Source organism: Nostoc sp. C052 (genome assembly GCF_013393905.1).
GTDB lineage: Bacteria > Cyanobacteriota > Cyanobacteriia > Cyanobacteriales > Nostocaceae > Nostoc.
Window position 1 is genome coordinate 6,343,194 of the sequence record NZ_CP040272.1, and the last position, 24,434, is coordinate 6,367,627.

General features: G+C 40.9%; 17 protein-coding genes and 1 pseudogene. 11 read left to right on the top strand and 7 right to left on the bottom strand.

Going from position 1 to position 24,434, the window contains the following annotated elements:
- Positions 1-378: 378 nt before the first annotated feature.
- Entirely contained in the window at positions 379-1,098 is a 720-nt protein-coding gene (locus tag FD723_RS26210) for a hypothetical protein (RefSeq protein WP_179067985.1), read from the top strand.
- Positions 1,099-1,405: 307 nt separating this feature from the next.
- Here FD723_RS26210 and FD723_RS26215 read toward each other — a convergent pair whose 3' ends face one another.
- Entirely contained in the window at positions 1,406-2,356 is a 951-nt protein-coding gene (locus FD723_RS26215) for an alpha/beta fold hydrolase (RefSeq protein WP_179067986.1), read from the bottom strand.
- A 96-nt stretch (positions 2,357-2,452) separates the two neighbouring features.
- Between FD723_RS26215 and FD723_RS26220 the strand changes: the two genes are divergently transcribed.
- Positions 2,453-3,337, top strand: coding sequence for a shikimate dehydrogenase (locus FD723_RS26220; protein ID WP_179067987.1), 885 nt, complete (start codon positions 2,453-2,455; stop codon positions 3,335-3,337).
- A 384-nt stretch (positions 3,338-3,721) separates the two neighbouring features.
- Here FD723_RS26220 and FD723_RS26225 read toward each other — a convergent pair whose 3' ends face one another.
- Positions 3,722-4,507, bottom strand: coding sequence for an RNA polymerase sigma factor SigF (locus tag FD723_RS26225; RefSeq protein ID WP_179067988.1), 786 nt, complete (start codon positions 4,505-4,507; stop codon positions 3,722-3,724).
- Positions 4,508-5,269: 762 nt separating this feature from the next.
- On the opposite strand from FD723_RS26225, the gene FD723_RS26230 reads away from it, so the two are divergent.
- The 3 genes and pseudogenes from FD723_RS26230 to prfB all read left to right on the top strand — a co-directional run bounded on the left by FD723_RS26230 (position 5,270) and on the right by prfB (position 8,503).
- Entirely contained in the window at positions 5,270-5,998 is a 729-nt protein-coding gene (locus FD723_RS26230; RefSeq protein ID WP_094340245.1) for a Bax inhibitor-1 family protein, read from the top strand.
- A gap of 131 nt (positions 5,999-6,129) precedes the next feature.
- Positions 6,130-7,264, top strand: a pseudogene (locus tag FD723_RS26235) (PCRF domain-containing protein).
- Between the two features lie 116 nt (positions 7,265-7,380).
- A protein-coding gene (prfB, locus tag FD723_RS26240; RefSeq protein ID WP_179067989.1) for a peptide chain release factor 2 occupies positions 7,381-8,503 on the top strand; the annotation gives its coding sequence in 2 pieces (ribosomal slippage) (positions 7,381-7,452 and positions 7,454-8,503; 1,122 coding nt in all).
- A 125-nt stretch (positions 8,504-8,628) separates the two neighbouring features.
- Here prfB and FD723_RS43065 read toward each other — a convergent pair.
- Entirely contained in the window at positions 8,629-8,763 is a 135-nt protein-coding gene (locus FD723_RS43065) for a hypothetical protein (protein WP_256874929.1), read from the bottom strand.
- 683 nt (positions 8,764-9,446) lie between these two features.
- Complete coding sequence (locus tag FD723_RS26245; RefSeq protein ID WP_179067990.1) at positions 9,447-9,629, bottom strand: hypothetical protein; 183 nt, start codon at positions 9,627-9,629, stop codon at positions 9,447-9,449.
- Positions 9,630-10,387: 758 nt separating this feature from the next.
- Here FD723_RS26245 and kdpA point away from each other — a divergent pair.
- From kdpA to FD723_RS26265, 4 genes are all read left to right on the top strand, one after another.
- On the top strand, positions 10,388-12,073 hold the full coding sequence (kdpA, locus tag FD723_RS26250; RefSeq protein ID WP_179067991.1) for a potassium-transporting ATPase subunit KdpA: 1,686 nt from the start codon (positions 10,388-10,390) through the stop codon (positions 12,071-12,073).
- Between the two features lie 223 nt (positions 12,074-12,296).
- A complete protein-coding gene (gene kdpB / locus FD723_RS26255) occupies positions 12,297-14,402 on the top strand; it encodes a potassium-transporting ATPase subunit KdpB (protein ID WP_179067992.1) in 2,106 nt (701 codons plus the stop codon).
- Positions 14,403-14,973: 571 nt separating this feature from the next.
- A complete protein-coding gene (kdpC, locus tag FD723_RS26260; protein WP_179067993.1) occupies positions 14,974-15,576 on the top strand; it encodes a K(+)-transporting ATPase subunit C in 603 nt (200 codons plus the stop codon).
- A gap of 63 nt (positions 15,577-15,639) precedes the next feature.
- Positions 15,640-16,794, top strand: coding sequence for a universal stress protein (locus FD723_RS26265; RefSeq protein WP_179067994.1), 1,155 nt, complete (start codon positions 15,640-15,642; stop codon positions 16,792-16,794).
- An 86-nt stretch (positions 16,795-16,880) separates the two neighbouring features.
- Here the strand turns inward: FD723_RS26265 and FD723_RS26270 are convergent, their stop codons facing one another.
- Positions 16,881-18,296 (bottom strand): folate/biopterin family MFS transporter, encoded by a 1,416-nt coding sequence (locus tag FD723_RS26270; protein WP_179067995.1) that lies wholly within the window; start codon positions 18,294-18,296, stop codon positions 16,881-16,883.
- Between the two features lie 494 nt (positions 18,297-18,790).
- Positions 18,791-19,591, bottom strand: a complete 801-nt coding sequence (locus FD723_RS26275; RefSeq protein ID WP_179067996.1) for a hypothetical protein — start codon at positions 19,589-19,591, stop codon at positions 18,791-18,793.
- Positions 19,592-20,096: 505 nt separating this feature from the next.
- Here FD723_RS26275 and FD723_RS26280 point away from each other — a divergent pair.
- A complete protein-coding gene (locus tag FD723_RS26280; protein ID WP_179067997.1) occupies positions 20,097-21,320 on the top strand; it encodes an anhydro-N-acetylmuramic acid kinase in 1,224 nt (407 codons plus the stop codon).
- A 159-nt stretch (positions 21,321-21,479) separates the two neighbouring features.
- Positions 21,480-21,926, top strand: coding sequence for a hypothetical protein (locus FD723_RS26285; protein ID WP_179067998.1), 447 nt, complete (start codon positions 21,480-21,482; stop codon positions 21,924-21,926).
- 157 nt (positions 21,927-22,083) lie between these two features.
- On the opposite strand, the gene FD723_RS26290 is transcribed toward FD723_RS26285, so the two are convergent.
- Positions 22,084-23,337 carry a glycosyltransferase gene (locus FD723_RS26290; RefSeq protein WP_179067999.1) on the bottom strand — a complete coding sequence of 418 codons (1,254 nt, stop codon included), beginning with the start codon at positions 23,335-23,337 and terminating at the stop codon, positions 22,084-22,086.
- Between the last annotated feature and the right edge of the window lie 1,097 nt (positions 23,338-24,434).

Consider the following 24,434-nt stretch of genomic DNA (forward strand, 5'->3'; position numbering starts at 1 on the left):
GTTAGTTAATTAGTTTAAAATTGAAATCTGTAAACTCGATAAAACCTGGTCAACCTCGACCAGGTTTTTGGTATTTTATAAGAAGAATTCAGAACTCAGGAGTCAGAACTCAGGACTCAGAATGGGCTAAACCTTAGCTATCCGCTAACAGTATGAATTCTTTACGAGTGGGTGATGGCGGCGGCAAGCGAGTCTGCGGTAGCAAGTGTTTTCGAGTTGTGTCTGAATATTGGTTAAAACCGTACAACTCTTAGAGACGCTACCGCGTAGCAAGACCCCCGTAGGGGTTCCGCTACGCGCTTTCGCCCCTGGTGACTATGGTGATTTTTCCAGCAGGGAATAAAATAAGACAGCTACATATCCTGCTAGGAGAATTTGATGAAAACTTATAGCTTTTTAAAACAAATTACTACAGCTATTGTTATAGCGACCCTTTCTTTTTCTTGTAAGTCTTCTATTAGCAGAACTGCCGAACAAGCAAAAGCAACTGACAAACCACAACCACAACCAAATATTATCTATGGCGATTTAATTATTAAAGAACAATCAGATTATCTGATGATTCCCGTTGCTGTTTCAGAGCAAAACAAAGATAAAGGAATTGATTTAAAAATTTCACGTTCTTATGAAAATGAAAGAAGTAACCAATTGTATAACATCATCTTTTATCAAAAACAAAGTGGCGAAGCTCATCTTTTATTAAATAAAAAAGCCATTATCAACTCCTTCGATTTGTTGGAAGTCAAAGCAGCACAGAAGCCAACTACAAGAGTTTGGTTGTATAAAATTATTGACAAAGACACAAATACAGATACAAAATTCAACAGTGAAGATGCGACTATTGGCTATCTTTCTGATTTATCAGGTAAAAACCTCCAGCAAATTACCCCAGATAATACTCGAATAATTAGTTGGGTTGTTGTTCCCGGTCAAAATGCACTTTTCCTAAAAATTATCAAAGACTCAGATAATAATAAAAAGTTTACAGCAGAAGACAAAACAAATTTTGTGAGGGTCAATCTCGATAAAATCGGTATGGGAACTGAGATAATTAGTGACCAAATCGAGCAGCAAATTAAATCATATATTTTTAAATAAGGGAACTCCAAGAAATAAATCCCCACAAGAGTTAATTGGTCTTTGAAGAGATTGATAAATCGCATCTCTACATCAGGATTTTGAGAGTATCTGAACTGTATTGCCTTTTAATTCTGTATTCTTTTTACTAAAGTTGTTACTTGGTAAGCGGTTCCCACTCAGATGCGGTACAAAATTAGATTGTAAGGTGTAAGGGCAATTCATGTAGACGCGAACGCGAGTGCGTCTCCAAGAGTTGCGGCTGACCGCAGGGTATTGCCCCTACGGGTGTACTTCAAGTGAACGAGAACCGTTATACTACAAAAATTTAATTATTCACGCTCACTGACTCAGACAAAACCCAATCACGTAAAAGTTGATTAATTGTATCGGGTATTTCATCATGAGGACAATGACCTGCTGTTAATAAATGCTCTGTGAGTTGAGGACAATATTGACGAAATTTTTGAGAACGCTCTCTAGTATTCATCCAAGGATCAGCTTCTCCCCATAACATCAATAAAGAACAAGTTAATTGCTTTAACAGCACATCAACTTTTTCCCCTTGAGGACTGCTAAAAACTGAAACAAATACATCCAATGCACCTGAATCAAAAGCAGGACGATAAATTTCTTCTACCAATTGGTCTGTAACTGCACTTTTATCAAGATATACCTTTTCTAAAGTTTGGCGAATTACCCAACGTTGTCGCACGTATTGAAATAACACAAACTGAGCTAAAGGTTGTTGAAAAATCCACTTAACTGAATTACCCAAAAGTTTCTCTAAAGAAGAGGGTTTTTTGGGTGGTTGAATTTGGGTTTGTAAAACTTCAGGTTCAGATGTCGGCTGGCTGTCGCTAAAAGGCCCGGCACTATTGAGTAATACTAATCCAGCTACGCTGTTGGGATGTTGGGCGGCAACACATAAGCAAGCATAACCACCAAGGGAATTACCTGCTAATACTGCTTTTTGACCAATCACTTCACTGATAAAATCATGGAGTTGATCGCGCCATAAGTCGCCACTGTACTGCAACTTTGGTTTGGCCGATCGCCCGAATCCCAAAAGGTCGATCGCAAATACTTCAAAATCTTGACACAATCCTGTGATATTCTTGCGCCAGTGGTCTGTAGAAGCACCAAATCCGTGTACCAAAAGCAAGGGCGGGCGTTGCGTTTGTTTCTCTCCCGCACGCACGTAGTAAACGTTGTGCCCACGCCACTGCCAATATTTACCAGGAATTGGAATTGTAGAGGGGGCTGTAGTTACCTGCATGATTCAAAGAAATGTTAAGTAGCTTTTAATAATTGTAAGCTACTGGAGAGTGAGGGACATGTGGGAGATGAATTAATAAGCAATGACCAATGACTAATGACTAAAAAAATTACTGGGAAAACTAAGCTAATAGGGGTAATTGGACATCCGGTGGAACATTCGCTGTCACCAGTGATGCATAATGCTGCGATCGCACAATTAGGATTAGATTACATTTATCTACCTTTTCCGATTGAACCACAAAATTTAGAGGTGGCGATCGCAGGCTTTGCGGCTGTTGGGGTTGTGGGCTTTAATGTGACAATCCCTCACAAACAGGCAATCATCCCCCTCCTCTCAGAAATTACTCCCCTAGCTCAAACTATCGGAGCAGTGAATACTGTTAGCCGCCAAAATAACCAATGGGTAGGCACAAATACAGATATAGAAGGATTTATCGCTCCTTTGCAGACAACATATAAACAAGATTGGAGTCAGAAAGTAGCGGTAATTTTAGGCAATGGTGGTGCAGCCAGAGCAGTTGTAGCAGGTTGTATCCAGCTAGGTTTTGCCCAAATTCATGTTGTTGGACGCAATTTGCAGAAATTAGAAGAATTTCGCAATAGTTGGAGCAATTCATCCCTAGCTGAGAAATTCCAGGTTCATCAATGGGAGGAATTACCAAAGCTCATTCCCCAAGCCAATCTGCTGGTAAACACAACTCCGATTGGGATGTATCCCAAAGTTGATGAATCGCCTTTGAGTATGCAAGAAATAGCAAACTTACCGAAGGGTGCGATCGCTTACGATTTAATATACATTCCTAAACCGACGCAATTTCTCCAACAGGCACAAAAACAAGGCGTAATTGCCATCGATGGATTAGAAATGCTAGTTCAACAAGGGGTAGCAGCATTAAAAATCTGGTTGCAGCAGGAAACCTTGCCTGTTGTAGAAGTAATGCGCCAAGCGTTACAAAATCATCTGGGTTTGGGGAAATGAAAGTTCTATAGGACAACACAGTTTACAATGAGCAACAAAACACTTGTAGAGACGGCGATTTATCGCGTCTCGAAAACCCAAAATTGTTGCCAGTAGGCCGTCAGTTAGTGAATAACATTCCTCTAAGTAAGTAGGCACAAATTAACCTAATAACTATGTAACCAAATGTAAAATCGATTGCAACTCTTGGAGACGCACTCGCGTTCGTTACACTCCGTTTCATTTGCAATGACATACTTGTAAATTTTCCCACCCACCTACTTACTGGAAACTTTTTTGATAGTTCAAAAATTATCATGGCTCAATCAAAAGCCATTTTATAAACTTCTAAATTTTTGCAAACTTTAATAACTTGTTCTCTTCTCCCCCATCTCCCTCAAATGACTACGAACCAGTGGGCATTATCTGTGGTTGCAAATAACAAATCAAATCTTGAATTCCCTTTTGGAGATAGCGCGTCACTGTCATTGGGCTAGTACCAATGTTTTTAGCCGCATCCTTGCGAGAAAGTTCCTTCAAGAATACCATTTCAACTGCCATGCGGGGTTTTTCTTCCAACATATTGATTGCGCCTTGGAGTTGTTGGCGTTCTTCTTCTTGTTGCAGAAGCACATGAGAACGAGGACAAGGAAGTGCTTCACCCAAGGTTATTTGACAATCAACATAGTTAACTGCGGTTGCATCTAAACTCAAAGGCATCCGGTTTTGAGCCGCTAACTTGGTTTCTTGCCATTCTTGCACAGATACCCGGAGTTGGCTGGCAATTTCAGCATCCTTGGGCGGGCGACCTAAAGAGATTGACAAGTCCTTGCGAATCTTTTGTCCTTCATTGTATAATTCTTGCCAACGACGAGGAATTTTTAATAAAGTACTGCGATCGCGCAAAAAGTGCAGCATCTCACCGCGAATATATGGCACTGCAAAGGAACTAAAAGCATATCCTTGGCTAGGGTCGAAGCGCTCAATTGCCCTAATTAAACCAAAATAACCTATTTGTTCTAAATCTTCATAAGGTTCGTTACATTGATGGCTAAACTTATGAGCCATCTTTCGCACTAAGCCAGTATGTAACTGTACAAGTTTATTACGAAGTTTAATAGAAGGATTCTGGTGGTACAAGTGTAATAATTCTATACCATCAGTTCGTAAAGAGGACTCACTTGTTGCCATATACATTACCTTTGTTGTAACTCCTAATTCCTGAGAAAATGGAGCTGCGTATATTTTCTTCTAAGCTGTCATTATTTTCCTTAGTCAAGCCAGAATAAGCCATCGTCGTTCCACTGAACTTGTGAGGGGTCGAACTCCACAATTCAGTATTTGTACGCATGATTTTGTTGCTGTCACTGTTACAGGTTATTTTTGTTTTTTACATAACTCTTGAAGTGAATATAATCTTTAAGCTTTTGCAACAAAAACTAGCTATTTATGCTGAACAATGCATTACTGACCTAATAGCCATCTGTCATACTGAGTGGAAGTAGATCGGTACTTAAAAAATTGCAAAATAGACTTGGCAATTTTATCTCTTAGCACCCACCCAATACTTCTCGGGTTTTGCATTTTTAACTCGGAATCGGGTTTGGGGTAAAGGGTACTGGGTTTGGGTTAAAGGTTTTTTCTTTCCCTTTTCCCTTTCCCCCTTTCCCCTTAACCTATAAGTATTGAGCACCCACCGTCATTAAGAAAGGTCCTCAATCCAAATTGGCATTTGGATTGAGGAACAAAACCCAATGTGATTGAAGAAGAATTCAGAAATCACAATTCAGGAGCAAAGCCGGAGACTCCAAAAGCTCCAGTCAGAATCAAGACGAGCTAGGGACGATATCTATGTGGAAATTTTGCAACTCGATTAAATCTTTGGCTGTTAACCATAAAGATTGGTAAGAATAAGAATAAGCAGAACGTTTTCCTAAAAAACAGTTTTTCAATATGAGCAATACCAGTAATTTTCGTGAAGCTATCCGTGAGGCTAAATCTCACGCCCTCGTCGGGCCAAACGTGATTGCCAATGCCCTTCCCTACGTTGGTGGTGGATTGGTGCTAACGGCATTAGGAACCTATGGGGGTTTGGGAGTTATCCGTACTAACCCCGAAATCTTCTTTCCCACCTTTATCGGTGCGGTGATTTTGGAGTTAATTTTGTTCTTTGTTGCCCAAAATGTTGCTCAAAAAGGTAATAAGGGGCTTGCACTACCCCTATTGGCAACCTACAGCCTCTTGTCTGGATATACTCTCAGTGGCTTGATATTTGTCGCTTTGAGATCCCAAGGTGTTGGCATTCAAGGTATTGGTTTGGCTGCCCTTGGTTGTGGTGTCACCTTTATAGCTGCCCGTCAAATTGGTTCAAATCTTTCTGAACAAGACGGTATGGCTTTGACGAAAACCATCAATCTTGGTGTCATTGCCTTGGTGGTTGTGTGTCTAGCCCAATTCGGCTTTGCTATGTTTGGTGTTTATACGCCAAATTGGTTAGAAATTGCCATCTCCGGTTTAGGAGTATTCCTGTTTGTTGGAGTTTCTGTAGTTGATTTCTACATCTTGCCCCGCACTTACAGCGACGATCAATATTTGCCCGCTGCTTTGTCGATGTACCTCACTTACATCAACTTGTTTGTCTTTATCTTGCGGTTGCTAATTGCCATCAATGGCCGCGATTAATTGTCTGTAGGCACTAGCACAAGTAAAATTTTCTCAAGTAAAAACCGTGGTTAAATTTTTAGCAACCACGGTTTTTTAGTCGTTTTAATACTAGAATATAGGAATAAGTTCAGCCTCAAGTGAGCAAAACTATGCTAGAACTCTTAAACATCAAACGCGAAGTAGAAAGGTTGTCTAATATCTTGACCAAGGCTGAAGGCTGTCTTTGACCTCTCAGAACTGAGTACAAGAATTGAAGACTTAAATCAATTAATTTCTCAACCTACTTTCTGGCATAATTCTGTCACTTACTATCAGAAACTTCAAGAAATTGAATTTCTCAATACTAAGAAGAAACAATATCAGCGATCGCACTTCATTCTAAAAGATATCAAGGCTGCACTAGAATTACTAGAATTATCTGCTGATGAGGAATTGCTGCAAGAGGCACAAACTAACCTTACCCAACTCCAGCAAGAACTCGAAATAGTAGAAATACAACAATTACTGTACGACCCCTGCGACGAAAAGGGGGCATTTTTGGCAATTACGGCTGAGGTTGGAGGTATAGATTCCCAAGACTGGGCAATGATGTTATTGCGGTTATACCATCGTTGGGCAGTAAATCACAGCCATAAAGTATATCTAGTGCAAGAGTCAGCAGGTGATTTAGGAGAAGTTAAACATACCATCCTAGAAATTACAGGGCGTTATGCTTATGGCTGACTGAAATCGGAACAAGGAACTCATGCAAGAATAGAGCGAATTTCTTCTGTTCATGGCAATGGCAAACGGCATACTTGCCTAGCCAGCGTAGAAGTCAGCCCGATTTTAGATGAGTCTATTGATTTTGAGATTCCAGAGAAACATTTAGAAATTACTTTTTATCGGCATCGGGGGAATGTCAACCGGACAGAAATATGGGTGCGGTTGTTTCACATTCCGACTGGGATTAGTGTATGTTGTAACCAAGAGCGTAGCCAGATGCAAAACAAAGAGAAAGCCTTAGCTATTCTCAAGAGTAAACTGTTTGCAATCGCACTAGCCCAAAATGTCCAGCAAGTTGACGAAATTCAACCCCGGCTGATAAAATCTTTATCCAACAAGCTCATCCGTGAATATATCTTGCATCCTTACACCAAGGTGAAAGATTTACGCACTAATGTCGAAACAACTGTTGCCACAGAAGTATTAGACGGTAAAATTGATTTGTTTATCAAAGCCTATCTGCAACAGCAAAATCACACTACTTCAGTGGACAAAGAAGCGCTTGATAATTTCAAGTAACTTTTGTAACTAGTGCAGAAAAAATTTGCCCAATTACAGCTAAAATCAAGAAACATCAGTAGAATAAAGAGCAATTTTTTAATCCAAAGCGCTCTATCTATCATTCAGCAAACATTATGGATGTCCTAGAACTCAAACGCGAAATCGAAACGTTGTCTGGCCGCCTGGGTAAAACCCAGGACTATCTTTGACGTACCTGCACTGACAGCAAAAATTCAAGACCTAGAAAAAATATCTGCTCAACCAGAATTCTGGAATGACCAAACCCAGGCCCAACAAACGCTGCAAGAACTCAATGACCTGAAAGCCCATCTTCAGCAATACGATCGCTGGCACGCCAATTTAGAAGATACTAAGGCAGTTGTTGAGTTATTGGAGTTAGAAACCGATGAAGCACTACTCCAAGAAGCGGAATCTACCATCACTAAACTGAATCGTGACCTTGACCAATGGGAGTTACAACAGTTACTTTCTGGTCCCTATGATGCGGAAGGCGCTGTACTGACCATTAGTGCTGGTGCTGGTGGCACAGATGCTCAAGACTGGGCATTTATGCTGATGCGGATGTACACCCGTTGGGGCGAAGCTCACGGCTATAAGGTAACTTTAGCGGAAGAGTCGGAGGGTGATGAAGCCGGAATTAAATCGGCAACCCTAGAAATTACTGGTCGCTATGCTTATGGTTACTTGCGTTCAGAAATGGGCACACATCGCTTAGTGCGGATTTCTCCTTTTAATGCCAACGGTAAACGACAAACCAGTTTTGCAGGGGTGGAAGTGATGCCACAGATTGATAACTCTGTGCAATTGGATATTCCAGACAAGGATTTGGAAATCACCACAACTCGCTCTGGTGGTAAAGGTGGACAAAACGTCAACAAAGTAGAAACTGCGGTGCGGATTGTTCACCTTCCTACAGGTCTAGCCGTGCGCTGTACAGAAGAGCGATCGCAGCTGCAAAATAAAGAAAAAGCCCTAAATCGTCTCAAAGCAAAACTGTTGGTTATAGCTAAAGAGCAACGTGCCCAAGAAATTGCCGAAATTCGTGGCGATATGGTAGAGGCTTCCTGGGGAAACCAAATCCGTAACTATGTATTTCATCCTTACCAAATGGTGAAAGATTTACGTACAACCACCGAAACAACAGCGATCAGCGATGTAATGAATGGTGAACTTGATACATTCATCCAGGCTTATCTGCGCCAAGAAAATAAGCTGGTAGAAAACACTCCAGCATAGAGACAATCATTATATAACACCCCGATTACTAAGGCGTTTCACTGAGAAACGCTTTAGCAATATATGGCAATACAGTTCAGATAAGCTTTTCTTTCCCCCTGCATCACCTGCTCCCCCTGCCTGCCTCAACGGATAAATTTCTTAACCCAACCTGCGCGGTATTCAGCCATTGCCTCGGCTGCAAGTTTGGCAAGAATATCTGGAGAACGGGTAAAAGCTTCATCCCAACGGCTTTCATCTTCTAGTTCTGCCAAAATCATGGAAAAAAGCTGATCGTCTCAGAAAAATGATAAGATTGGCTTATATTATGAACTCCAAAAATCAATCAAAATCAGCGAGATGGTAAATAAACTTCGCAAGCTGCCCCATAGTTGCGGTCTACGGCTTGACGTAAAAATTCAAGCATCTGTTTGAGGGTAAATAGATGAGAAAAAACCTCTCTAGAGCTTCTTTTTAAACGGCTAAGATAATGCCATACTAGATAAATTCAAATATTAATAATCAAGAAAGATAAAGCCATAAATAAAAATTGAATAATGGGATTTTTAATAGTAGTTTTAATCCGGCACTGGTTTTTTATCCGATAGCTGCATTCAATTCCAAAACGGAGACGATAGTCGTCATGTATTGAATGTAATGATAACTTAACTTTATAAACAGCATAAAAAAATCTCGACCATGCGCTTGTCTTTTAGCATTTTTATATGTACAAACTATCCATACACAAAAAGTGACTGAGCCATATTTATCGCTGCTTAAAGTGTAAGATGTTTTATAACTACGCCGACCTCCAATACTTGTCGGGTTTTGGGGAAAAGGGAAAAGAAAAAACCTTTAACCTTTTCCCAAAACCAAATTCCGAGTTTAAAATGCAAAACCCGATCAGTATTGCGCCGACCTCTAATTAATTGTCTAGTACCTCCATGTTTGCCGCGAATAATTACTAGCATTTCAAATTGGTTGTGTTTTCAATACTATCTTTCTGAGTAGCTGCTCGAATTAAAATTTCAAAGATATTCTTCTGTTCACACTTACCTTGAGATTTGATTGGAATATTTTCTGTTAAACAGTTAACTACTTCGTTCAACGTTTTACTATCAGTTAGAATTGGGGTAGTTGTAGTCATAGCCAAACTAAATAATCCTCAGAATCAAAGATTTTGCGTCTTTATCCCCATACTTTACAAAAATTGCATACCACAGCACCAGAACATAGTTCTGGTGGGAGCGTTACCCTTAACTTTTTAGCTGATTAATTAGTTTTACTTATTAAAAGGTAGTCAAGAGTTTTTTAAGTAAATGTATCTAAAAATACAGTTTATTTGAAAATAATCTGTATTTCAGCTATCGTTCTGTGCGCGATCGCCAAACTTTTCGGTCTACTGAATGTAGAAAAAGGAAGTATTGTTAGGTTGATATCAATGTAACTCAGACGTTCTCTACGCGTAGGATCTCGTAGAGAGCGTCTTAATTCTGACCAGAGCTAACGGAAACGTCTCCGGCCCCGCCCCGCTCATGTTAGCGCAGATGGGCGTAGCCCATTCTGACTTTTGAATTCTTCTTCAACTTTAGTATGATCGTTTGCCCGTTCTATCAGCAAGACAACAAGCACACGTACATCTCATCCAAAAGGAAACAAAAATGTTTCTTTGATTGGTGCAGTTGATATCTTTGAAAGTAGCAAACTGGGAAAATGTATTGTATAAACAAATAATCCTAACTAGTGATATAGATGAATTAAGAGTAAAAATTAAATATTCTTAACAAAAACTTTAACAATTATCTGGAAAATAGTAAATCTCTCGAAATCAAATATTCCCACAGTTAATCTGTTATTTCTCACAATTGGCTTCTTAGTACTCAAATTTAATTTAGCACAAAATATATGGGACAAGGTTTTTTACAAATAGGCTTAACGCTATGTATTGTCATCACAATCACTCCACTATTTGGAAGATACATAGCACGCGTCTTCTTGGGAGAAAGAACACTGCTGGATTTTTTAATGAACCCCATAGAGCGAAGTATGTTCGTACTAGCGGGTGTTCGGAGAAAAGATGATATGACGGCTTGGCAGTATATCCGGGCTGTATTATGCAGCAACATTATTATGGGTACTTCAGTATATTTGCTGATATATTTTCAGAAACTCTTACCCTGGAATCCTAACGGCTTTGGTGCTATTACTTGGGATGTATTACTGCACACAACCATTTCATTTGTGACAAATACCGACCAGCAACACTATGTTGGTGAGACAACCTTAAGCTATTTTAGCCAGGTAGCGGCTTTAGGCTTTTTGATGTTCACCTCCGCAGCTACTGGTTTATCTGTAGGAATTGCCTTTATTCGCGGGTTGACGGGTAGACGGCTGGGTAACTTTTACGTCGATCTAGTTCGTGGAATTACGCGAATATTGCTGCCGATTTCGATTATTGGCGCGATCGCTTTGCTGGTAACAGGTGTGCCACAAACATTAGCGAACACTCTGGATGTAAGAACCTTAGAAGGCGGGACGCAATATCTTGCCAGAGGCCCAGTAGCATCCTTTGAAATGATCAAACTTTTGGGTGAGAACGGCGGCGGTTTTTTTGGCGTAAACTCAGCACATCCTTTTGAAAATCCCAATGGCGCTTCTAATTTGATAGAAATGATCGCCATGATTTCTATCCCAGCAGCCTTGATTTACACCTACGGTATATTTGCCAACAACATCAAACAAGCTTGGCTACTTTTTTGGATGGTGTTTGTGATTTTTGTAATTCTGGTGGGAGTGACAGCCGTAGGAGAACTGCAAGGTAATCCCCTAGTTAATAACGCCTTTGGATTAGAACAGCCTAATTTAGAGGGTAAAGAAGTTCGATTTGGCTGGGCACAAACGGCATTTTGGGCAGTGATGACTACTGCTACTATGTCTGGTGCGGTAAATGGGATGCACGATTCTTTGATGCCGCAAGGAATATTTTCGACTCTCTTCAACTTATTTATCCAAGTTCTCTGGGGTGGTCAAGGAACTGGAACAGCTTATTTATTTATTTACTTAATTCTCACAGTGTTTCTCACTGGACTCCTGGCAGGACGCACCCCAGAGTTTTTAGGACGCAAAATTGAAAAGCGAGAAATCGTCCTTGCCAGCGTCGTGCTGTTGATTCACCCAATTCTAGTTTTGATTCCCAGTGCGATCGCTCTAGCTTATCCCATCTCCCTATCTGGAATTAGCAACTCTGGCTATCACGGTATTTCTCAAGTAGTTTATGAATACGCCTCAGCAGCAGCAAACAATGGCTCTGGCTTAGAGGGGTTGAGGGATAACACCCTATGGTGGAACTTGAGTACTTTAGTTAGCTTAATAGGAGGACGCTACATTCCGATAATTGCTATCCTGCTGTTGTCTGACGGCATGTCTCGCAAAAAACCAGTCCCCGAAACCCCTGGTACCTTAAGAACTGATTCCCTGATATTTACTGGTATCACAGCTGGAGTGACACTGGTTTTGGGAGTATTGACTTTCTTTCCCGTTCTGGCTTTAGGCCCCATAGCTGAGGGTTTAAAGCTAGCATCTGGCAGTTAGAAAATTTATGAGTTATGAGTGATGAGTTTGGAATTAAGAGAATACTAAAAAATAAATAAATTATCCAGTTTCGTAGAGTGTCTTACTAACGCCAGCCTACAGGTTGGATATTTTATTAGAAGTTCCTAATAACTCCTAACTCCCGTACAGAGGCGATTAATCCTCTACTCTCCTGTACAGACGCGATTAATCGCGTCTGTACTTCTCACTTCTAACTTTATTTATGAATCAAGTGGCAACTAACTTCAAAGCTAGACGCCCAAATTCTCGTTCTGGCGATCGCCGCCAAGGACGTAAAAAGGCCAGGGCAAGTAATAAATGGCTGTACTTCAGGGCAATTAGAGATGCTTTTGTCAAGCTCAACCCTAAGTATGCAATCAAAAATCCAGTGATATTTGTGGTTTGGGTAGGGACAATCATCATCCTATTGCTAACGATTGATCCCAACCTATTTGGTCCAGCCCTTCAAAAGAACCCGCAACTTTTCAATGGCTTGTTATCGGGGATTTTATTCTTTACAGTTTGGTTTGCCAATTTTGCCGAAGCAGTGGCAGAAGGGCGGGGTAAAGCCCAAGCTGATGCCTTGCGGTTAACGAAATCAGAGACGAGCACGAAAAAACTTGCTCCCGATGGCACACTTAGCGAAGTTTCATCCACTAGCCTCAAACAGGGTGATACCATCTACGTCGTTGCTGGCGATATCATCCCCGCTGATGGCGAAGTAATTATGGGTGTTGCCTCAGTGGATGAATCGGCAATTACAGGGGAATCCGCACCAGTATTAAAAGAATCAGGTTCCGATGTTGCCAGTTCTATCACTGGTGGGACGCGGATTATCTCAGATGAGCTAATTATTCGCATCACATCCGATCCAGGCAAAGGCTTTATTGACCGGATGATTGCCTTGCTAGAAGGGGCAGAACGCAGTAAAACACCCAATGAAATTGCTTTGACAGTATTACTGGCAGTTCTCAGCTTAGTATTTTTATTAGTAGTGGTAACTCTGCCTGCACTTGCTTACTATGTCAACAGTCCAGTCAGTATACCAATTTTAATTGCCCTATTAGTAGCATTAATTCCTACAACCATTGGCGGCTTACTAAGTACCATTGGCATTGCTGGTATGGATCGAGTCGCCCGATTTAACGTCATTGCAACTTCAGGAAGAGCAGTCGAAGCCTGTGGTGATATCAACACTCTAGTTCTTGATAAGACAGGTACAATTACCCTTGGCAACCGTTTGGCGGAAGAGTTTATTCCCATCAACGGTCATTCAATGACAGAAATTGCTAATGTTGCCTGGGCGGCTAGTGTCTTTGACGATACACCAGAAGGTAAATCCATTGTGCGACTAGCAGAAAAGTTGGTAGCACGGTTTGATTTTGACCCCAACCAGGCAGAAGGAGTTAGTTTTTCCGCCAAAACACGGATGAGTGGCACTAACTTACCCGGTGGATATGAGGCGAGAAAGGGAGCAGTAGAAGCCATTAAAGGATTTGTGCGTTCCCGCAACGGACGCGATACACCAGAATTAAATGCTATCTACGAACGAGTTGCTCGCCTGGGAGGCACACCCCTAGCAGTCAGCCTAGATAACGAAATTTACGGTATTATTTATCTCAAAGATATAGTTAAACCTGGTATCCGCGATCGCTTTGAGCAACTGCGACGGATGGGAGTGCGTACCATCATGCTAACTGGAGACAACCGAATTACAGCTTCGGTCATCGCCAAAGAAGCAGGCGTGGATGACTTCATTGCCGAAGCCACACCAGAAGACAAAATCAATGTCATTAAAAAGGAACAAGCCGCAGGCAAACTGGTTGCCATGACAGGAGATGGAACTAACGATGCTCCAGCATTAGCTCAAGCTAACGTTGGCGTTGCCATGAATACGGGGACGCAAGCTGCCAAAGAAGCCGCCAACATGGTCGATTTGGACTCCGATCCCACAAAGCTGATCGATATCATTAGCATTGGTAAACAATTGTTGATTACTCGCGGGGCATTGATGACATTTTCCATCGCTAATGATGTTGCTAAATACTTTGCAATTATCCCAGTGATATTTGTCACTGCTAACCTGCAAAGCCTAAATATTATGAATTTGACTAGCCCGAAATCTGCTGTACTATCAGCGCTGATTTATAATGCTTTGATTATTCCCGCTTTGATTCCCTTGGCATTAAAGGGTGTGCGATTTAGACCGTTGAAAGCTAATCAGCTACTCCAACGCAATATATTAATTTACGGCTTAGGTGGGGTGATTGCGCCGTTTATTGCGATTAAGTTGATCGATATACTGATTACAGTTATAGGTTTGGCTTAGAGGATGTTTGAAAAGTCTAATTTATTACTCACCGGGCGACTGGAAGTCGCGGCTACACAAACCAAACCCACCTCCGTGGGTTAAAAACCGTTGATTTTCTCTTAGTCCACGGAGGTGACTAAGTTTTGTGTAGTAGCGTTCGCCCTTGACGTGGCGGAGGAATCATTCTATTCGCCTAATACTACTTTTCAAACATCCTCTTATACCATTTATTTATGAAGATGCGCCTGTAGGACTTACCCAAAACCTCGCTGTAGGGGCAATTCATGAATTGCCCCTACCACTCGCTATTTTTATCCTGCTGTGTTTGAATGTGGTAGTTGCCCCAATACGGTTCGGATAAGCATTTTTCACTTTCCTTGTGGTCTGGGGAATGGTGAAGGGTTAAAGGTTCAAGGATGTATTCAAAACCTTTCCCTTTTTCCCTTTCCCCTTTAACCGAACCGTATTGGTAGTTACCCCAGTGTTTTATGCTGTTGCTAACAGCATTCTTTAACTTCTTCCTGAGTGGGCAAAAGAATAAAAAATAAAAATAAAAAATAAAATTCTAGGAGCAATTGGAAAACTTATTATGGCTATTATTCGAGAAACCATCAGAGCAATTTTTATAACTCTAATGCTTTGGTTGTTGACTGCAATTATCTATCCGCTGATCATCCTTGTCGTAGGTCAAGTTTTTTTGCCCTATCAAGCTAATGGCAGCATTATGCTGAATCTAAATAATGAACCAATTGGTTCAGCTTTGATCGGGCAGGTGTTCACATCTGAGCGATATTTCCATCCTCGTCCCAGTACTGTTAGATATAGCCAAGGAAAAAAAGCCAAGCCAACTGGCATATCTGGAGCCAGCAATCTCGCCGCTAGCAATCCAGAACTAATGAAGCGGATTCTAGAAGACGCAAATCAATTGCGAGACGAAAATCTGCAACCGATTGCTGATATAATTTATACATCTGGCTCTGGTTTAGATCCGCATATTTCCTTCAAAGCAGCACGGCAGCAATTAGCTCGGGTTGCTGGTGCGCGAAAAGTAAAAGAAGATGAGATCCTACGTTTAATTAACAAGTATACTGATGGCAGATTTTTATGGATTTTTGGCGAACCAGGAGTCAATGTTCTCCGATTGAATTATGCTCTTGACTTGCAAGATATTAATCGTCAGCAAAATCAGTAAGTGGGCATTGGGTAAAGCGCCGTTTTCCGATGAAATAGGATTGCGATAGAAACCAAGAATAAAATGTCAGATAATAATACTGGTTCGGCTAGCACTGTACCTTTAAATTCTGCAACTTACTCGCTTTATCCGGCACGACGACGGGGTAAGCACAAGATATTTATTGGTATGGCTCCTGGAGTAGGCAAAACCTATCGGATGCTGGAAGAGGGACACGCACTCAAACATGAAGGAATTGATGTCATCGTTGGGCTTTTAGAAACCCACGGACGTAAGGAGACAGTTGAGAAGGCAGAGGGACTGGAGATTTTACCCCGTAAGCAATATCCGCAGGGTGAGTTGACATTAACGGATATGGATACAGATGCTATTTTAGAGCGATCGCCCCAATTAGTCCTAATCGATGAACTTGCCCATACCAATGTCCCTGGTTCCCCACGCGAAAAACGCTACGAAGATGTCGAAATAGTTTTGGCAGCAGGTATTGATGTCTACTCCACAATGAATGTACAACATTTGGAAAGTCTCAATGACTTAGTAGCTAGAATTACTGGTGTAGTAGTCCGTGAGCGAGTTCCTGACAGGATTCTGGATGAAGCAGATGAAATAGTGGTAATAGATGTCACGCCGGAAACGCTGCAAGAACGGTTATTAGAAGGTAAGATTTACGCACCAGAAAAAATCCAACAATCCCTAGATAATTTTTTCCAACGCCGTAACCTGATTGCTTTGCGGGAGTTGGCTTTGCGCGAAGTAGCAGACAATGTAGAAGGAAATGCGATCGCCTCTACTCCTAATGGGCAATTTTGTAATATTCACGAGCGGGTTTTGGTGTGCGTATCCACCTATCCCAACTCAGTGCAACTGTTACGCCGGGGTGCGAGGCTGGCTAACTACATGAATGCCCCACTTTACACCTTGTTCGTCGCCAATCCAGAGCGCTTCCTCACCAAAGAAGAAAGCTTACACATCCACACCTGTGAGAAACTCTGTAAAGAATTTGAAGGTACTTTTCTTCGTATTACCAACAGTAACGTAGCCAATGCGATCGCTGAAGTCGCCGAGAAACATCGGATCACCCAGATTGTGATTGGAGAAAGTCAGCGATCGCGCTGGCAAATGTTTCTCAAAGGATCTTTGACGCAAAAATTGGTACGTTTACTCAAAAACATCGATTTGCATATCATTGCTAGCGAAAAAATGGTTTCACCCAAATAGGGCAGGGGGCAGGGGGCAAAACTCTTGATGTCTGATTTTGAGTCCAGCACTTTGTACCTTATCTACTTGAAAACTACTGTATTACCCTATTCCACTATTTTCGACTCTGGTTCTCTCAGTACCAACTCAGACATCAAATCTGGCAAAAACGCTTTTTCCCCATCTTTAGGTGTCTCAGTTTGTTCCTCAGCAGCAGGTAGCCAGTTGATAAATGGTAGGGGTAACAGGGTGCTGAGATTAGTAATTAGCACTAATAGCCAAAGTGATTCAAAGTTCGTGGCGGTGATCCCCAGCCAATAGGTGATTAATGCCCCAAATGCATGGGAAACCGTTGCTGCTGAATTAAAAACCGACATTAATAAGGCAAATAATGTCGCTTCCACTCCAGGGGGACAAAGCCTTGCTGCTAACACCATCACTTGCATAAAGGTAATTTTACCCATTACAGTGAGAATAAGACTATCACCCAAACTAAACCAGTGGTCATCTATACCCAACAGTCTGTTTGTGTGGGTCACTAACAAGAGCATCGTCATCCCCAAAATTGAGGAAAGAACAGTACTCCAAGCAAAAATCACTCGAAAAGGGATGCTTTTGAGGAAACGTTGAAAAATCCAAACGCCTGCTAAAGAAGCGAAACTTGTTACCAAGTGTACCCGCCCCAAAAACTCTGGTTCAAAGTGTAGTTCGTTGGTAGAGAAGTAGAAAAAGGCCGAGTCAGCATTTGGGGTAGCTTGCCAGATGAAGACGAATGCCGTTGGTAGCCAAATTGTTTTTTGGGTAATGGCTTGGCGTAGCTGCCCCAGTTGATGTTTGATGGGTAGGGGGTTTGTCTGATTACTATCTTGAGAATCTTTCCGAATGGGAGACTCAGCAATTAACCAAGCTACCCCTGAAACTATGAGAGGAAAGAAGGCGGTAATCCCAAAGACGGTACGGGTAGTAAAGTATTGAAGTAGCAGACCGCTAAAGTATGCTGTGATTAAACCTCCGATCGCAGAAGCACCCCAGCACAGAGATTGTAGTGAACCGGCTGTTGCTTGTGATTCGCCTCTGGCACGTTCTACAACCAGCGAGTCAACTATGACATCACTAAGGGCGACAGAAAGAGAACTAAGAGCGATCGCTAAGGTAGCTGCCCAGCTAGTATGAACTATTGTGGCCAGACTCACCCAAGAAGCAGTTCCCAATATCCCAGATAAAATCAAGTAAGGACGCCGACGATAGCCAAATATAGGCAAGCCATCAGAGATAAAACCAAATACCGGCTTGATCATCCAAGGTAGGAAAACAATTCCTAATAGTGCCGACACCTGGACTGGACTTAGCAGCAGTTCATCTTTGAGGAAAAAGCTCACGGCTAGACGCGATAGCCCTAAAATTCCTTGGACAAAGTAAACGGTGAGAATTGCAATTAACTCTGCATTGGGTTCATTACCCAAGAAGATTTTTTGTCTTAATGAGTCTTTGACCTTGGACAAGCCAGATGATTGAACCACCATTTGATAAATATTTTTTAAATTTTATCTACTTTTCTATCATATCGATTCTTAAAACCTGGGCTTTAAAATCAGTTCTATCCCAAGTTAAGCCTATTGGCTGGGAATGGATCTTTAACGCTGAAGCACGGGGCTAACTGGGAATTGTGTAAGTGTTGTAGAGTGGCTGCTCATAAAATAAATCGCCAAACAATTAAGGCGAGCTTACTTAAGTAAACTCGCCCTAACTTGTGTTTAATGTTGACTTTTTGCGGGAATTTCTGAAATCTTGCCTACAGTATGCTACGCGAAGTGGAGCCTGGGAGTGAGGCATAGAGAAAACCAATTAGAATTGGTATCTTTAATAAAATTGCTTGAAAGCATTGCTATTAAAGTGGCGTAGGCGTAGCCGGCCGCAGGCATCGCTTGAGAGTGACATTCCCTTAAATATCATCAGAAGTGCAGAAGATACTTAATGTGAGCTATAAATTGCGTTGTTTGCAAGCCACTAGACTTTATTAAGACAATTGCAAAACTGACTTTTTCTTGACTCGACGAGTCATAACTGAAGCAGCACCCACAAAACCAATTGTAAAAACTCCTAATACAGAAGAAGACTCAGGAACCGCTTGAGTAACTATATTACCAGTGATACTCTTGTAACTAGTGGCAACTGTGTGATTATCTGATTCAAAACCAGTTCCACCAACATTGGTGAATTGAACTTGATCAAAAGTTCCGCCAACATCGTAGAAGTTGATGAACGCAAAGGGTTCTCCAGAATCCTGACCTTTGAATTGTGAGTTAGGATTACCGTAGTAGCTGGATTTATTTGATAGTTTTGCGATATAATTAACCACATCAGCGGTGGTCATAGAATAGACGACTTTACCTTGTGAAAGAAATGTAAGTACGTTGCTAGCATCTCCTGCCGACCACCAAAGCCCAAAGTAACTTTGTGGGGTTGTTAAACTCAGGGTAGAAACCGTTTGTTTACTACCGTTATTCGTATCTACATCAAAATATTTACCCGATCCACCAGCGCCACCATATTGGTTTGCATTGTTGATTAGACCGTTATCATAAGAACCAATAGTTGTTGTGCCATCCTGCCATTGAAACTTTGTTGCGCTGTAACCTGTTTTTTCTGCATCAAAAGTGTCTACATGGGCATTAACAAGATTTGATAATTGTGCATTTTGTACGCCTGCGTTTTCTATTGATACCGCAAAAGACGCAGCCATTGCAGGACGGGTAATAGTAGCTAAAGATAGAACTACACCAGAAGCGATCGCAGACTTAATTAAAAGATTTTTCATTTGTCAATTCCTTTTTGGTTTTTATTCTTTCGTGTTCATAGCCTCATTGTGCGATTTAGTTCTAGATTTAAACATCAGAGTGATTACTACTTTTTTAATGTGACTCTATCCAGATAAAAATGCAGGTTGTTAGACTTTATTTAGAGGATAATTACTGATATTATGTGCTGTGATATCTATAGTTTTATGTAGAAATTGCAAAGTTGTCAGTGCTAAATTGTAAATAAGCTTTATTTATCAAAAGTGCCATTTTTTAATTCGCAGGTAGTTTATATTTTTAGGGTTCTAGGTCAAGAAGGCATGAGGCATTGTCCTATAGCAATTCCTGGAAAACCTGTGCTTATCCCGTGGCTATTTCCAAAAAAGTCCAGAGAGTATCTGTTTTTTATCTGAAAAATCAAAAAATTGTAAATTTTCTCGAATCAATTATGTCACCTGAGTTTTTTGACATAGGTAGTAGCATGAATTAAACTACCTCTTGCAATCAACAAAAGAATCTCGATCAATGCATCCGACTGAAGAAGTTGCTGTTCCTACTCGCGTTATCGGTTTAATTAGTGGCACATCCGTAGATGGTATAGACGCAGCCTTGGTAGAGATTTCCGGTACAGAATCGGATCTCAAAATTGAGTTGCTGGCTGGGGCAACATATCCTTATCCAGCCGAACTCAGAGAAAGAATATTGGCGGTTGGTGCAGGCGTTGCCATCTCAATGGCAGAATTAGCAGAAATAGATGATGCGATCGCTATTGTCTTTGCCCAAGCTGCCCAAAATATTCAAATTGGTCATCAGCCAGCTACTCTCATTGGCTCCCACGGTCAGACAGTTTATCATCGACCACCTAAAGAAGGAGCAGGAGAGCAGGGGAGCAGGGGGAGAGAAATGCCTCACTCAGCATTTAGCACTCCTTTGGGTTACAGTCTGCAACTAGGCCGTGGTGCATTAATTGCCCATCTTACAGCTACTACTACTGTGAGCAACTTCCGTGTTGCTGATATTGCTATTGGTGGTCATGGTGCGCCCCTCGTTCCCAGAGTTGATGCTTATTTACTCAGTCATCCCCAAGAAGGGCGTTGCATTCAAAACATTGGTGGTATTGGCAATGTTGCTTATATTCCGCCTCGGTATGGTGACTGGCTCTCAAAAATTCGCGCTTGGGATACTGGCCCAGGAAATAGTCTGTTGGATCTAGCGGTGGAGCATTTAAGCGCTGGTGCTAAAACTTATGATGAAGACGGCAAGTGGGCAGCAAGTGGTACTCCTTGCAATCCATTGGTAGAACAATGGTTAAGCCAAGACTATTTTCATCTACCGCCGCCTAAATCCACTGGTCGAGAGTTATTTGGCGTGACTTATCTGCATCAGTGTTTAAAAGATGCCCAAGCATATCAACTTAATGCTGCTGATGTACTGGCAACTCTCACGGAACTTACAGCGGCTTCAATTGTTCATAGTTACCGCACTTTTTTGCCGGAAATGCCACAACGGGTACTATTATGTGGTGGTGGTAGTCGCAATCTCTATCTCAAACAAAGATTACAGTTGTTGATGACATCAATACCAGTCTGGACTACAGATGAAGTTGGCTTGAATGCAGATTTTAAAGAAGCGATCGCTTTCGCAGTTTTAGCCTACTGGCGAAATTTGGGCATTCCTGGCAACCTACCTACTGCCACTGGGGCACCTCAAGAAGTGCTTTTGGGAGAAATTCAGCAAGTTCAGTCTTAAATGCTGTTAGGAGATAGCTAAGGTTTAGCCCGTACTGAATGGGAAAGTAGGGAAAGAATTTCTAACTTTTAACTCCTAACTCTTAACTCTTAACTCCTAACTCAGCACTGCTATAACTGTAGTCTTGGCGACACTCGATCGAGACAGGAAATATAAAAAGTGGCTCATACTTTTTTATTAGAACCAGGACGCTGGGCAATGCAAGGGAATTGGCTGGAACGTAATGGTATACCAATCAGCGTCAAGGGTATGACCTTGGTAGCTTGGCATCGAGATAACTGGTTCACTATGGCCACAAAATTAATATTCCCAGGTAGCGATCGCTCCGAAATCTCTCTACAATACAAGGGGCGGCTGCATGAGGGAGAGCGTCAATATACTTTTTTACTACAACATAATATTTTGGGTCAGGTTGAAGGCGAAGGCTGGATTGGTTTAGATACTATTGTGCAGCGTTACTGGGTACTAGGCGATCGTCAGCGACGTAGTGGCTTTGAAACCCTACACCGGATTTCGGAAGATACATATTACCTCAGTAGTGGCATTTTGGCTGGTCATTGTTTAACTAACACAATGGAAGCGAGTCTAGAGCGTCAATCAAGTTAAGGTCAACGCTACCTCACTGCTGTACATCTAGTCCAGAAGTTTTCTGTTACATATTTTGAATATCGCCCTGCTATCCTGTGAACGCTGAAGAAAAAACCTTGGCAATTTGATCAATTTATTCGCTCTAAAGCATCTTCCTCACTATGGCGACATCAATTTAGAACTGCTGAAAATATTTTTGTATAAGATTAATTATAGAATTGCGATCGTAATGTTTTATAGCAGCAGCACGAGCTTGATTTCCTAGCTGTTCGCAAAGAAAATCATTTCTAAATAACTCTAGACAAGCTTGGGCAAAATCTTCAGGCTGATCTCGAAGCATGTATTCTTTCCCGTCTATTATTTCTAGCCCTTCTGCTCCAACACTAGTTGAAACAATTGGTTTTCCATACGCTGCTGCTTCGATGATTTTAAGTCGAGTACCACCTCCAGATAAGATTGGGCAACAAACGACGCGAGTTTGGTCATAAAGAGCATTTATATCTGTGACAAAGCCTGTAAATTCAACTCCAGGAATATTATCATTATAAGTACGAATATTATCTGGACTCTTGCCAGCAATAATTAAACGTGCTTCTGGCTGCTGTTGATAAATAAGTGGCCAAATCTTCTCTATCAAGAAATTAGCACCAATAACATTATTAGGCGATTGGTCATAATTTCCTAAAAACAGCAAATTTTTATTGCTAGGAAGCAAACTTTTTGTCGTTGGGATAGTCACAGCATTTGCTACTGTTTTAACCTGAGAATCATTAAATTTTTCCGAAACATATTTACGATCGATCTCAGAACAAACAAATGTTAAGTCTGAAATTGCCACAGCACGAGAAAGTAGTAATTCTTTGTAAAGAGTCTGAAAAAAGAAAAGAGGAACTGATTTAATATTCTCCCAGTAACTCCCTAAATAACGTAGCTTAGATGTCCATAACCTCTTGTAATAATCAGTACGGGAAATATCATCAACATCAAAAAAAATAGTAGGAAAGTTATATTCAGTACCTAATGCTGGAAAAATCGATAGTAATCTACTAAAGAATATGATGTCAGGTTTTATTATTTGAAGTTGCTCCTTTAAAAATCTAGTCTCTAACGAGTTCCTGCTAGAAAATAATCTTTTTTTATCATAAAAATTCAAAAGTATATCTATTGTTTTCCCTACTAAGTTACCTCTCATTCCATACGGAAAAATATATAAGCTAACCTTCTTATTTAATTTATTACTTAGATTTGCTTCTATGTCAGCAGTTTTTTCTAAGGTCAAATTTTCTTGCCCGTTACTAAGATAGTAAAGGATGTGGATCTCAGCAATTTCCTTGAGTGCATCGATAAATAGTTCTAGGCGTTTAAACCATCCATGTTTATCAGTTTTATTATCAGTTGGTAAGTGGCACGTCACAATTAAAACTTTCATATATTCGTCTAAAATAGTTTCTATGCAAAAAATATTTATCGCTAAAGCAAGCGTCTAAACTTGAAAGTAAATATGCATTTTGCTAGTCTAGGTAACTCATTAAATATCCTGAGGCAAAGAAAAATTGATTTCTAGAAATCTAGCAAGTTTTTGATGAGGTTACTTTTATTTTCAATGGAAAAACAATTTTTCTACTTTGTCTTCACTTAAGTAAATATAGCAAAAATAGCATAACTTTGAATTTATACACAAAATTTTACATTTCATCTGGAATTCTAGCGCTCTTCTATGACTCTGGAGAGAGAATAATCCAAGCGATTAGAAATCGCAGCTACACAAACTCTCGTCCCTTCGGGTTTGGGAGTGACGCTCGTTCGCCCTTGGCGTCTCCCCTTGGGAAAAGACTCGCTAACGCTACGCTATCGCAATCGACGGAAACCGCCAAGACTGCGACCCCCTCACCGCCTACGCGGACTAACGCCAAAATAGGGTTTCAAATTTAATCTGACGAGAGTAATAAAAGAGCGCTGGGAAGCTAGAGAAAATCAGCAGTCAATGGTTTATAATACACTTGTATTATATATATCAATGATGAGTTGTAAGCGAAAGTAGAATCCTTCATCAGAATTCAAGAAAATGATATTGGTCAACGTGCTTAATTCGTTTCAGCCATTTAAGGTTAAATAAACTCATCGGGACTGCCTTTCTTCGGTAAAAAAACGAAACGAGCCGCTATGGATAACAATTATATGATTCAGGTTCTAAATTATTGTTTTATTAGCAGCACATTAGATTCTTCTGATTCCTTATGTCAAGACTGATTGAGATACTCTTACCCTTTACTATGCAATGGGTAATAAATCAGCTTTTGATATGTCTAATAACCTACAAGTAAACAGAAATTCTTACTTGATTCAAAACTCTGCGCTCACGACTGAGTTCTCAGAACTTTGTGGTAAGCGCGGTACTTCCTAAATAAGGTTTTTGCTAAATCCTAGAGTTATCTATTTCGTCAAAATTGGGCAAACTAAAATTACATGACAATTAAAGTGCAAATGGTACAAGGCGTCATTATAAATATACCCTTTCTGCTTGTT